The 12,033-nt window shown below is 40.4% G+C and carries 12 protein-coding genes and 1 riboswitch; of the genes, 1 reads left to right on the forward strand and 11 read right to left on the reverse strand.

What is annotated here, in order from left to right:
- Nucleotides 1–32 precede the first annotated feature (32 nt).
- The 9 genes from coaW to AC6CHU_RS19875 form a co-directional block, all read right to left on the reverse strand.
- On the reverse strand, nucleotides 33–836 hold the full coding sequence (gene coaW, locus AC6CHU_RS19835; RefSeq protein ID WP_498122642.1) for a type II pantothenate kinase: 804 nt from the start codon (nucleotides 834–836) through the stop codon (nucleotides 33–35).
- On the reverse strand, nucleotides 833–1,564 hold the full coding sequence (locus AC6CHU_RS19840) for a YwaF family protein (protein ID WP_251283753.1): 732 nt from the start codon (nucleotides 1,562–1,564) through the stop codon (nucleotides 833–835). Before AC6CHU_RS19840 ends, coaW begins: the two co-directional genes overlap by 4 nt.
- A gap of 66 nt (nucleotides 1,565–1,630) precedes the next feature.
- Nucleotides 1,631–2,005, reverse strand: coding sequence for an SET domain-containing protein (locus tag AC6CHU_RS19845; RefSeq protein WP_159869271.1), 375 nt, complete (start codon nucleotides 2,003–2,005; stop codon nucleotides 1,631–1,633).
- Between the two features lie 36 nt (nucleotides 2,006–2,041).
- The gene (locus tag AC6CHU_RS19850) at nucleotides 2,042–2,719 is read right to left on the reverse strand and encodes a Dph6-related ATP pyrophosphatase (protein ID WP_251283752.1); all 678 of its coding nucleotides are present in this window, start codon (nucleotides 2,717–2,719) and stop codon (nucleotides 2,042–2,044) included.
- Nucleotides 2,720–2,782: 63 nt separating this feature from the next.
- Nucleotides 2,783–5,917, reverse strand: a complete 3,135-nt coding sequence (locus tag AC6CHU_RS19855) for an SbcC/MukB-like Walker B domain-containing protein (protein WP_498122643.1) — start codon at nucleotides 5,915–5,917, stop codon at nucleotides 2,783–2,785.
- Complete coding sequence (locus AC6CHU_RS19860; RefSeq protein ID WP_159869266.1) at nucleotides 5,914–7,059, reverse strand: exonuclease SbcCD subunit D; 1,146 nt, start codon at nucleotides 7,057–7,059, stop codon at nucleotides 5,914–5,916. Before AC6CHU_RS19860 ends, AC6CHU_RS19855 begins: the two co-directional genes overlap by 4 nt.
- Before the next feature lie 178 nt (nucleotides 7,060–7,237).
- A complete protein-coding gene (locus tag AC6CHU_RS19865; protein WP_498122644.1) occupies nucleotides 7,238–8,521 on the reverse strand; it encodes a Na+/H+ antiporter NhaC family protein in 1,284 nt (427 codons plus the stop codon).
- An 85-nt stretch (nucleotides 8,522–8,606) separates the two neighbouring features.
- Nucleotides 8,607–8,711: riboswitch (SAM riboswitch) on the reverse strand.
- 158 nt (nucleotides 8,712–8,869) lie between these two features.
- A complete protein-coding gene (locus AC6CHU_RS19870) occupies nucleotides 8,870–9,454 on the reverse strand; it encodes a DUF421 domain-containing protein (RefSeq protein ID WP_159869251.1) in 585 nt (194 codons plus the stop codon).
- A gap of 116 nt (nucleotides 9,455–9,570) precedes the next feature.
- Nucleotides 9,571–9,771 carry a cold-shock protein gene (locus AC6CHU_RS19875; RefSeq protein WP_009334826.1) on the reverse strand — a complete coding sequence of 67 codons (201 nt, stop codon included), beginning with the start codon at nucleotides 9,769–9,771 and terminating at the stop codon, nucleotides 9,571–9,573.
- A gap of 343 nt (nucleotides 9,772–10,114) precedes the next feature.
- On the opposite strand from AC6CHU_RS19875, the gene AC6CHU_RS19880 reads away from it, so the two are divergent.
- On the forward strand, nucleotides 10,115–10,384 hold the full coding sequence (locus AC6CHU_RS19880) for a phage holin family protein (RefSeq protein ID WP_498122645.1): 270 nt from the start codon (nucleotides 10,115–10,117) through the stop codon (nucleotides 10,382–10,384).
- 49 nt (nucleotides 10,385–10,433) lie between these two features.
- Here AC6CHU_RS19880 and AC6CHU_RS19885 read toward each other — a convergent pair whose 3' ends face one another.
- Together AC6CHU_RS19885 and AC6CHU_RS19890 are read right to left on the reverse strand one after the other, a co-directional pair.
- Nucleotides 10,434–10,760 carry a hypothetical protein gene (locus AC6CHU_RS19885; protein ID WP_251283750.1) on the reverse strand — a complete coding sequence of 109 codons (327 nt, stop codon included), beginning with the start codon at nucleotides 10,758–10,760 and terminating at the stop codon, nucleotides 10,434–10,436.
- Between the two features lie 126 nt (nucleotides 10,761–10,886).
- On the reverse strand, nucleotides 10,887–11,642 hold the full coding sequence (locus AC6CHU_RS19890; RefSeq protein ID WP_159869245.1) for an SDR family oxidoreductase: 756 nt from the start codon (nucleotides 11,640–11,642) through the stop codon (nucleotides 10,887–10,889).
- Nucleotides 11,643–12,033: the final 391 nt, after the last annotated feature.

Consider the following 12,033-nt stretch of genomic DNA (forward strand, 5'->3'; position numbering starts at 1 on the left):
CTTGAAAAAAAGAATCTTTCAATCATCTGGTTCTACAAGGACAGCATTGCACCTGCTGCTCCACAAAACTCCCCATTTTGAATAAAGACAGAATTCTTGCCGAGCATGGCGGTATACTTTTCTAAAAGGTCCTTTAACGGGGCATTATGCCGAAGTGTGCTTCCTATGTATATAATGCAGTCTATTTGGTGCTGATCTGCTGCCTGAGAGCTTAGAAGAACAATCGTTTCCGCAATCATCTTCGTTAAACTGGCTGCTTTGTCCTCCTTGCTTACTTGATCATCCTTAATTTTTCCGAAATTACTGGCAGTCAGGCTTCCTTCTATCGGTGCATCAAATGGTTCATAAATATCTTTGACCAACAGGTCTGCACTTTCCGCGTTCCCGCATTTAGCCAATGAAACGAGTTTGACAAAATCATTTTCACCAGTCAGCAATCTTCCAAGCCCCATAAAAGTGCCTCCGCCTATACCGCTTCCGGACAAGCGTGTAAAGTTACCATCCTTTTTCAGAAAAATCGAAGTTCCTGTGCCTATATTTATTAAGAGGGAACTTTTATGGGATAATCCATCCTGCTTCATTAAAAAGGATGTACCTATACCGCAAGACTCAAATTCAGGGACTATCAGGGCGTTTTGAAAAAACTCTTTTTTAAGGTATTCAGCCTTCCCGCCGGTCAATGCCATTGGCACATCAGCAGCAGTCATCTTCAGCCAATTCATAGAACTGTATAGTTCATCAACCGAATAGCTTTTGTAATGGATTTGACCATGTTCTTCAAATGCCATTTTCAGCAGGGAACCTCCAGCATCAATTCCTATTTTTACAGGTTTCATACGGGCTCCGCCTTTCCAGCTTTATTTTTGCCAATCATCTTGAATGGCAGCAATAATAATGAAAACAGGAATAATGCCGTTATCTCCAGTGTTATTATGTAATAAGGGTAGGGCCCTAAGTAATCTAATAATGTATTATTCTCCGGCTTTTGGGACAAAAACATATAGTTTCCTCCTGTTAACTTGTTTGCAAAAAATGCAGCTGATGCACAGAGATTCAGGAAGACAAAGGACTGGAACAATCCTATACCTGTTGGCTTAAATTGATGAACCAGCACAAAATAAAGGCAGGTCCAGATGATTAGATTATGGGTAATGAAAAATTGAAAATAGCGAAAATGAGGAAAGCCTAAAAACAGCTCAGGAGTCAGTATTGCCATGAAAGCTCCCGTGACGCCTAAATAATAGACAATCTGGAAGATGGCCTTAGATTTCGATGCTAATAATAACAAGCTAAGAACTAAACTTATGGAGCAAAGCTGAAGCGGCAGGGTGAAGGAAATATCCCATTCCCCTCCATGATAAAGCCAGGCATGGTAAAGAAGTTCCAATGTAAAAAGCATTAGAAACATAGACAGCCTTATGAGTTTATCAAGCCGGAATAATTCTTTTCTGAAGATGAATAATAGCGCGGATAAAGCTGTAAATAATACAAGCATGGATATATGAGGTGCGGATAATACCATAAAAGGGAAAGCTTTATAATCGTGAGAAAATACGCCGGACACACTACTCTCTCCCTTCTGGGCTGGAGACTGCTCTTTCGGCCATGAAAGGGGCAGTCTCCAATTAAATTACTTATTAAACCAAAGGGGATCATCATTTTCAGCTTCCCCGTTATAATTAATCAAAACCTCTTCACCTGCTTTAATATCTCTATAGGCGAAGAAATCAAACGTATGGTTGTCAAAGTTAATATCATAAACTGCATTTGGCTGGTAAGAATGGTTGAATAGCATCCCATAGCCTAATAAAAGGGCACTGTGATTTTTCCCGTATTCAAATGCATAGTCTGCCAGAGTCGTTTTTTCAATATGCTGATGCTCATCATTGGGATAAGGAAGAACCGGAGCCTCATGTATAAGTTCACCCTTCTTAATATCCCGAGTTGCAAAGACTCCTCTGTTATGTTCGCCATCACTTACTGCCGATGTTTTAATTTCAATCATTTCGTTACCTGCGCATTCCCGTCACTGACGTTTTTATTATTTTTCTGCGAGCCTAAACTCGCCAAATTCTAATTTCTTAGTGGTTTCAAGCTGAATAACTTCAGGTAAAACCAGCTGGATGCTTTTAGAGAATAGCGGTCCGTCATAAACAAATGTATGATACTCACCTGATTCCCCCATTGGACAAACAGGTTCAGCTTCAATTTTGCTTAAAAAGTCATGATCAAGTTCTTTGCCAAGCCACGAGTTGTCCAGAACATCTTCGCGGACACGTATGACTTTGGCTTTATAGCCTGATTCCGCAAATGCCCTTAAAGCCTTAAGACTATCTTTCTCTTCCATCCATAGAGGATATATCGCATCCAATCCTGCTTCTGCCGCTGTTTTTTCTCCCCATTCACGGTGTCCATCCAAGTAAAGATCTCCATATGCAATGCCTGTAATTCCATAAGTATCCTTTATTTTTCTTAAATCACTTACGAAACGTTCTGAGTAATTTTCAAAAGTACAATAAATAAACTCTGCAGGTATGGATAAGCATTTTGCCTGAAGTTGAATTAACTCCTGTTTTTCGCCATGCCCGAACGTCCTGCCAATTTCCTTCGGAACAGTTGTCAGAAGGCATGCTACTTCGTATCCCTGTTTTATAAGCACATCCAGAGCCATGCAGCTGTCTTTGCCTCCGCTCCATGATAAAACAACTTTCTTCCTCAACAGTCATCACCAACTTTAATAGTATGGGAAAAAGGACAGGAGGTCTATCCTTTCTCCTGAATTCTAATTTAAAAATTGAAATTGTGTATGGCTTCCTGTCTGGCTTGCTGTAACTTCCAGCCGGGCATCAATCCGTTCCTTCAGCTCGGGAACATGTGAGATGATGCCTACAAGCCTGCCGCTGCTTTGAATTTCGATCAGCGCTTCAATGGCCTGATCTAATGATTCGGGATCAAGTGTACCAAATCCTTCATCTATGAACATCGTTTCAAGCGAAACTCCTCCTGCATATTGCTGAACGACATCAGCAAGTCCAAGTGCAAGTGCAAGCGCGGCTTTAAAGCTCTCTCCACCAGATAAAGTCTTAACATGCCGTTCCTGTCCAGTGTATTGATCGAAAACAAGCAGTTCCAGGCCGCTTTGTGTGTTGCCCTTTGACCGGTCTGTTTTTCGAAGCAGCATATACCTCCCGCTGGTCATCCTTGTTAAACGTCCATTAGCTTCCCTCAGTATATCATCTAAAAATGCCGCAAGTACAAAACGTTCAAAAGTAATTCGGTATGTGTTCTGGCCTTTTGAAATTTCATATAAGTGCCCGATAACTTTATACCTTTCCTCAAGGGATTTCATATTTTCATTAATTTCTATAATTTTACTTAAAGTCTCTTCATTTTGCTTCTTCTTCATAAACAGATTCGTATATTGATCCTGCAGCAGCTTCAATTGATTATCTATTTCTTGTAATGTTACCTGAAGGCTTTCCAGATCAGGTTTTTCAATCCCCTCTAGGAGCTGCAGCAGTTCAGCATATCGGTCATTGACAGAACGGACTTCTTCCCGGTACTCCCTTACTTCCCCTTCAATCTGTCTGATTTGAGCTTCTGATTTTTTGGCATCCCGATATTCTCCGTACACTTCAAAGCCCTGGTCCTTCATACGCTGAACAAAATTACGCCTTTCAGCTGCAAGCTTTTCCTCTTTCTCAACGGCCATCTTTTGAAGAGTCTCAAGCTTTGCCTGCTCTGCCATATAGGACGATTTTGTATCCTGATATTCTGCCTGCGCAGTTTCCAGCTGTCTCTGCAGGTTTTCAAACTTTTCAGCAGCTGTTCTTAAACTTGACTGGTAGGCTTCAATGGAGTGCAAACCCTCAGGAATAGCAGCCGTCATTCTGGCCAAGTTGCTTTTCTTTTCGGCATGTAAAATGGCCGTGTCATTTATTTGAACTTGCAGTCTGTCTATTTCTGATGCAACTGTTTCTTTATGCTGCTGCGTTTTTACTAACTCAGCATTACAGTTTTCCAGTCTTAACGATTTCTTCTTTAATTCAGCCTGTAAAGCCAAAAATTCTTTTCTTTGATCGGAAAGAGAATTATTAAGTATCATCAAACTTTCTGGTTCAAAATCTGGACGCTGTTTTAGTATTTGAGCCGTAAGTTCCGCCAATCCACTTTCGCTTGCATTCATTCGGGATCTCGCTTCATAAAATTCCGACTCTGCTTTCGCTTTCTCTGTTTCCATTTCAGCTGCCTGTTTTTTTGCCGCCTTCAGATCTTTTTCATCAGGAGTATCATGAGGAGAGACAGCCGGATTTGGATGGTCGCATGAGCCGCAGACCGGACATGCCCCTCCGTTTTGGAGCCTGTCAGCCAATATGGACGCCTGTCCATGGAGCCATTTGCCTTCAAGCTCCTCTACAAGCAGTTTTGCATCTGTCAGCCTGGATGAAGTCTGCTCAAAATAACGTTTTTTGCTTTTATAATCATTCATGGATAAATAATGCTCTTTTTGCAGTTCTTCATATCTTTGCAGTTTTTCTATTTCATCAGTCAATTTCTCGAGTTTTCTTTCATTCTCAACCAGTTCAAGCTTGCTCTTTTCAATGTCCTGCTTTTCTTCGGTCAGTTTCTTTATCTTCTGATCAGCTTTTTGATGCGCTTCATCTTGCTGTCTTTTATGAAGCAGCAGTTTTTCCAAATTCCCTTCGAGAGATAGCACCTGCTTCTCCACTTCGGCAAAGGAGAAGATATCCTCTCGCAGATTTTGCAGGTGATTAACATGTTCTGCAGCCTTTTTTCTTTCTTCCTCGCGATTCTTCTCGGATTCCCATTTATCTTGTTTTTCTTTTAGAAGAGCTGCAAGATTGCCGATATTTTTCTGAAGGACATTTAGATTAGCATTTGCCGCATCCAACTCCTTCTTCAGATCATGGCAGTGCTGCTCCTGCTGATTAAGCAGGGCTGCTTTCTGGGCAAGAGCAATTGCATTCTCTTTAACAGAGTACTGATCCTTCAATCCCTCTAGCTCTTCTTTCCTTTGCTTCAAGTCTTCTTTAGCCTTTAGCTGTTTTAGCAGCATTTCTGCTTCATAGAGCTTTTGCTGAAGTTGATCTCTATGTTGTTTCTTTTTCTTCCCGGCTTCTGTCAATTCCTTAAGTCCTTCTTCCATTTCCTTAATTTCGTTTGTCAGAAGCGGCATGAGCAGTGTGTCATTGACACTTCCTGCTTCAAGGTATGATTTTAGCTCCCCGTTGTATACAGCCTGCACGTGATTAAAATACTGATCTCTCAATTTAATCTGTTCTTCAACCGTTCTTTTTAATTCAGTCGCATCCTCTTTTAATTTTTCTTCGATACGCTTGTATATTTGTGTATGAAATAGCCGCTGGAGAATAACCTCTTTATCTTTGCTCTCGGAAGTAAGAAGCTTCCTGAACTCACCCTGAGGGATCATTAGAATCTGCCTGAACTGATTGCTGTCTATTATCATGATTTCTTTTATCTTTTCATCAGCATCCCTGACATTTGAGGCAAGAAGCTTCTTCTCTCCATTTTCGCTGTACATGTAGAGCTCTGCTTTTGCACTCACTGTCGTCATGCCTTCGCCGCGCTCTTTTTTCTTTTCCTGCTGAGGGGATCTTATAATGTAATACCTTTTATTTCTTAATATGAATTCGAGAGAAACCTCGGTTAGGGTATTATTTTTGGCAAACTGGCTGCGAAGTTCAGGACCATTCCGATCCTCCCCGCTTGCCTTTCCATAAATGGCATAGCTTATGCCGTCAAAAATCGTCGTTTTACCAGAACCTGTCTTCCCGGAGATGACAAACATTGTCCGGTTTCCCAGTTCGGTAAAATCTACGCTTTCACTGTCTGCATAGGGGCCGAACGCCTGCATCGTTAGTTTTAATGGCTTCACTTTAGGGCCTCCTCCCTTAGCACTTTTTGAATCACATCGCTCATTACCTGCTGTTTTTCATTAGTAAATTCTGATGTGGTCATTTGTTCATAAAATTGTTTAAACAATTCCAGCTCTGATTTTTTTTCTTCCTTCATTGATAGGAAGGAGCCTTTTTTCTTCATATCTGTAACGGCTATCCTTCTTTCAAGGTGAAGAACATTCGGGTAGACCTGTCTCAGTTTATTAATAGGGTCAAGCAATGCGCCTTCATCAAAAAGGGTGATTTTCAGATAGTCATCAAGATTCTGTTTTTCATAGAAAGCTGGATCCATCAGTTCATCTAAATGTCCTTCGATCTCTCTCAAGTCTTTTTCAGGCTTTAGAGAACGGGTACGCAAATCAAATTCTCCATTTTCCTTCATTTCGATAATAGAAATCGATTTTTCCTGTTTGGCTTCTGAAAAAGAATATTTTAATAGGGAACCAGAATACCGGATCTTTTCATGTTTTATGGCATCAGGACTATGCAAATGCCCGAGTGCTGTATAGGAGAAAGGATCAAAGCAGCTTGAATGGACACAGCCTGATCCGCCGACTGAAAGAGTCCTCTCCGAATCTGTGGTGGCCCCACCCAAAACAAAAGCATGCCCAACAAAAACATTAGGCTCATTTGGATTCAGGTATTCTTCAATTTTGCCTACAATCGCCTTCATTGCATCATCATGGGAGTGCACCCGATCATCATCAAGCAAATGCCTGACCATTCCAGGCTCAGCATAAGGAACCAGATAGAAGTTCACACCATTAATATGTATCGGTTTAAAATCATTTATCAGCTTTCCAGAAAGATAGAATTGACTTTGTTTATACCAGGAGGTTCCAAAAGAAAGTCTTTCGGCACTGTCATGGTTTCCGCCTATTGCTACCACTGGAGTATTGAGCTCTACATTTATTTTAAAAAGAATTTCATTCAGCAATTCTACAGCATCTGTCGGAGGTACAGAGCGGTCATATAAGTCCCCTGCAATGACAACTGCATCCGGCTTTTCTTCCGCTACCAAATCAACAAATTGATTTAGAAAATGACGCTGATCATTGGTCATATAAATTCCATGGACCAGTTTGCCCAGGTGCCAATCAGCAGTATGGATAAATTTCATTTCGAACACCCTCTTTTCCTTGCCTGAGATTCATTCTGTAATATTCCTATTATACCAAAACAGAAAATAGCAATAGCTAAGTAAAATTTAACAGAACATTCGTTCTTATTATATCAGAAATTTTTTCCAATACATAGCACTCTCAGAATAGAAAAAGAGCCCTTACCAGGCTCTTTTACTAATTAATCTTCAACTTCGGAAAGTTAATTAAAATGGCAATTACACCGCAAATTCCAATTAATACTGGATAAATGGAATATGCCATGATGCTTACCGGCGAAATGGCAGCAAGTCCGGAAGCAGCGAGCATCTGTGCACCATATGGGATAGTCCCTTGTACAAAACAGGCAAAAATATCAAGGATGCTTGCTGATTTACGCGGGTCAATCTCATATTGATCTGCAATTCTTTTGGCAAGCGGCCCGGCAATAATGATGGCAATTGTATTATTGGCTGTCGATAAATTTGTAAGAGAGACAAGTGACGCAATCCCAAATTCTGCACCCCTGCGGGATTTTATCTTGCTTGTAGCCATATGAAGCAAGTAATCGATACCTCCATTAACCCGGATGATCTCCACCAATCCGCCAATGAGGATGGCAATAATCGCAAGGGTCTGCATGCCGGCCATTCCCTCAGCAATCATTTTCAGGAATGAAACAAACGTATAGCTGCCGTCAGCAATTCCGATCACCCCAGCAAGAAGGATGCCTCCGCTAAGCACAAGTATGACATTCAGACCAAGCAAAGCTGCTGCCAATACGCCAATATAAGGAACTACTTTTATAATGCTGTAAGCACCGCTCGTTACAGCGCTCTCCTGGCCTGCGGTTAAAATCCCAAGTATTAACGCAGTAAGCAGTGCAGCTGGCAGAACGATTAGGAAATTTACACGGAATTTATCAGTCATTTTCGTTCCTTGTGTTCTGACAGCTGCAATGGTTGTATCAGAAATAACTGAGAGATTATCCCCGAACATGGCACCGCCAATAATCGCTGCCATGGCCAATGCTACAGAAATATCTGTCTCCGCTGAAAGGGCTATACCAATTGGAGCAAGAGCTACTACTGTCCCCATGGATGTTCCCATTGATAATGAAATAAAGCATGCAATAATAAAAATTCCGACCATAAGCAGATTCTGCGGGATAAAAGAGAGTGCAAGGTTTACTGTCGCATCAACTGCCCCCATTCCCTTAGCCGTACCAGAAAAGGCCCCTGCAAGGATAAAAATGATGGCCATTAAGATAATATCAGGATGGCCGGCCCCTTTCGTGAATATCTCTACTTTTTCCATGAATGGCTTTTTTCTGTTCATTGCCAGTGCTATTCCGGCTGTAGCGGATACAATGACAATGATTGGAATGCTATTGAAATCTCCTGTTGCTATGCCGCTTCCAATAAAAATTAGAAGGAAAGCCAAAAGCGGCAATAATGCCCAGGGATTGCCTTTGTTTTTCATTAAAAATCTCCTCTCTGAATAGATTTCCAGCAAAATAAAAAGACCTCTTCAAGCAAGAAGAGATCCTAACAAATCAATCGTTCTCTTCTTATCTGCCAAGCATCTATGCTTGCTGGATTTGGCACAGCGCTCTATAGAGCCCGCTGCCGAGACATCTTCGGGCCAGTCCCTCAGTCTCTCTTGATAAGCGATTCATATGAAATTATTCTGAAATAACTCACGTTTGAACATTATACAGGAAACTCGCGAAACTTCAAGCACTTTTTTATTGTGAATTATGAGTTGAATAATACTTTAAAGGGGAATAATGGGGATTGAAAGTAAAAGAAGCCGCAATGCGGCAATAAACTAGTGAAGATCTTTGGAATTTGGCGGGGTATGCCCCTTTTCCAGCTCCTGAAAAATATCATCTGATGCTTGAGGTGCAGGCTGAACGGGCGACTGCAAAATCACTTCTCCCATAAGCCTTTTAAACTCTCCAACAGTTAAAGGCTTCGCATCATTCATTAACTCATACCCAAGCTGTCCATTCGGTTCAAGAGTAGCCATTTTGACATCTGAAATTTTTGTGATTCCGCTGGTTCTGAGCCTCATTTCCAGCTGATCAGCTGTAAAGCGCAATTTTCTCATATTTGCTGTTTTAAGTTCCCCATTCTCAATCACAATTTTAGATTTACCTGTAATAAATTTTTCAACAAAGTTAAATCTCACCTGCAAGTATTCCATCAAAATTAATGATCCAACAAAAATACCTGCAGCCACGATGGTTTTCCATACACTTGTCTCGATAATTGGCTGAATGATGATAGAACCAATGGAAATCATAACTACCGTTTGTGCCAGTGTCATTTGTGAAATAGATTTCCTGCCGGCAACTCGTAATAGCAAAACACCAGCGAAAACCAGAATCACTGATTGCCAGGCAAAATTCATCTGGGATCACCTTCCTTTTTCTAATAGGGTGCGGATTTGATGGAGGAATATTCAATATGGCAAAAAATAAAACAGCCTGACCGTATGGCCAGGCTGTTTTTGTATGGGTGTGTCGATTATAGTTTAGTTACGTTAGCTGCTTGCGGTCCGCGTGCACCTTCAACAACTTCGAAAGAAACTTCTTGGCCTTCTTCTAAAGATTTGAAACCTTCAGATTGGATAGCAGAGTAATGTACAAATACGTCGTTTCCGTCTTCACCTTCGATGAATCCGAAACCTTTTTCAGCATTGAACCATTTTACTTTACCGTTTTTCATGAAAAAAATCCTCCTATTGGCTAGAAAAAGCCATGTGTAAATTCACCATATACACGATTGTTACTTTACGTTCATTACTCATCCAGACCATTCCCTAACGGTTGAAAAAGCAGCTAGCAAAAAATAACACGATGCATTACGGCTGATTCAAATTTAGCACTTATAGGAATGAAAGTCAACTATTCTGCGAGTCTCCAATAGGTTTTATCAAACTATTCCGTCTTTTTTAAAATTAATGTTTCCGAGTCTATTCACGCATTACCTTCTATTTTATAGACCAGCAAACAAGCAACTGATAAGAGACTTTCATAAGCTATATTAAAAATGATCGGGAGGTGAGTTTTTGAACTTACTTGATTTTTTAAACGAGAATTACTATATGATGGTTCCGGCTTTGTGGGTGATTGGGTATGCCTTGAAACAGACACCTAATGTTCCTGATTGGTCTATCATATGGATTCTTGTGATTATTTCCGTATTCTCAGGCAGCATAGCATTTGGTCTTTCTTTAGAGGGGGTTGTTAATGGAATTGTTGCAGCAGGTGTCGCAGTTCTCGGACATCAAATGATAAAACAGACAATAAAAGGTGCATACAGCACCAAAAAGAAATAGCTAAATAAAAAGTTCATGCCTCTTATGGCAGAACTTTTTGGGTACCCTATCATTTTAAGACTGCCAGGATTTTTTCAATGTTCTCTTCAGTCATTTCCTGTGCTTTTGCAAAGCTGTACACATGATTCGATGCCCAGTAATCATAAAGCCTGGCAAGGTCATTTCGGTCATATACTTTATTGCCAAATGCGCTGAAAAAATAAACTATCAGGACATTTACGACATTATACGGCAGCTGTTTTCTGTTTGCGAGTGTAGCCAATGCGATTTTTTCAAGTCCTCTTATTTTTCCTCCTGTTAAATGTTCAACCATTTCATGCGGGGAAGCAGTTTCACACATTTTCACAATTTCAGGGTCATTCAATAAGTTTATCATAGGTCTCTCCCCTCTATTATTTCTATTTATACACCTTTGGAGGAGATCAATGAACCCTTTTGGGTATTTTGCATCAAAAATGATATAAATAGCTTTAATTTGTTAAGTAAATGTCACTTGCTTTTGTTAACTTCGAATGAACCCTCCCTCCGAATGAATCACCTGACCTGTTATCCACTTTGATTCATCACTTGCCAGAAATGCTGCCAGGTTTGCCGCGTCCTCCGGCTGACCTATTCTTCCTGCCGGAAACTTAGGCAAAAGATGGTTTCTAATGTCTTCATTCATCCATGTAGTGTCCGTAGGGCCGGGGTTGATTGCATTGACAGTTATGCCTAAATGAGCAATTTCTGTTGACAAAGATCTGGTAAATGCAGTAATGGCTGCTTTAGTAGAGGCATATGCTAATTCTCCCGGCATCACTCCCAAATCTTGGCCGGAGGTCATATTAATGATTCGTCCGTAGGGTAAATTCCATTCTGGAAACCTTTTAGCGAATTCTGTACACAGAATAAATACAGCTCTCATATTAACTGCATAGTGTGCGTCCAAAATATTTGAATCAAAATTAAGATAGCCATCACTTGTCGAATGAGCTGCATTATTTACAAGTATCATTGGTTCTCCAACTTCCATTACTGCTAATTCCAGCACCTTTTCTGCGGATTGAACATTAGATAAGTCAATTTCGAGTCCTTTGCATGCTACACCGGATTCTGATATTTTCTTGCTGAATTCTGTTTCCCAATGGGGGACAGCATCAAAATAAGTAAAACATATATTAAAGTTCTGCCTGGCTAATTTTCGGCAAATAGCAGCACCGATTCCATTTGGGCTGCTGACACCTGTAACTATTGCGGTTTTAGTCTGCTGGTTGATCATTCAGCTTTCCCTCCATTTAGGGCTTACCGTGACCGGCTTTTAGTTTAGATTCAAATAAAAAGGCAGATACACAACAAGGTATCTGCGAATTATAGGTTTGAAAAACCATAGTAGGCAATTCTAGTTATAACCATTTTTTAAAATTAGCATCTCCTCAACATAGAGGGCGATGTTCTTTTTTTAAATGATTACAAGTTATGCTACATGTCAGATTTCAATTCCCCGTCGTATATCACCTAGTTTGAGCATATCTTCAAAACCATTAAAAAGCAACTTAATTTTTCTGACACTTTTAAGTTTCCTTCATTTCTCATTTTATAGGGGAATGATCAGTTTACTTTGTTTAAAGTGAACTTTCTAGTCTTCAAAATCCGGAAAAATCGAAAATGGT

The organism is Cytobacillus sp. GQ23 (genome assembly GCF_059758675.1).

Coding starts and splice junctions, on each gene's coding strand:
- AC6CHU_RS19885 (WP_251283750.1), bottom strand. CDS start 10,760: ATGATAAACTTATTGAATGACCCTGAAATTGTGAAAATGTGTGAAACT.
- AC6CHU_RS19865 (WP_498122644.1), bottom strand. CDS start 8,521: ATGAAAAACAAAGGCAATCCCTGGGCATTATTGCCGCTTTTGGCTTTC.
- AC6CHU_RS19845 (WP_159869271.1), bottom strand. CDS start 2,005: ATGATTGAAATTAAAACATCGGCAGTAAGTGATGGCGAACATAACAGA.
- AC6CHU_RS19875 (WP_009334826.1), bottom strand. CDS start 9,771: ATGAAAAACGGTAAAGTAAAATGGTTCAATGCTGAAAAAGGTTTCGGA.
- AC6CHU_RS19870 (WP_159869251.1), bottom strand. CDS start 9,454: ATGAATTTTGCCTGGCAATCAGTGATTCTGGTTTTCGCTGGTGTTTTG.
- AC6CHU_RS19890 (WP_159869245.1), bottom strand. CDS start 11,642: ATGATCAACCAGCAGACTAAAACCGCAATAGTTACAGGTGTCAGCAGC.
- coaW (WP_498122642.1), bottom strand. CDS start 836: ATGAAACCTGTAAAAATAGGAATTGATGCTGGAGGTTCCCTGCTGAAA.
- AC6CHU_RS19860 (WP_159869266.1), bottom strand. CDS start 7,059: ATGAAATTTATCCATACTGCTGATTGGCACCTGGGCAAACTGGTCCAT.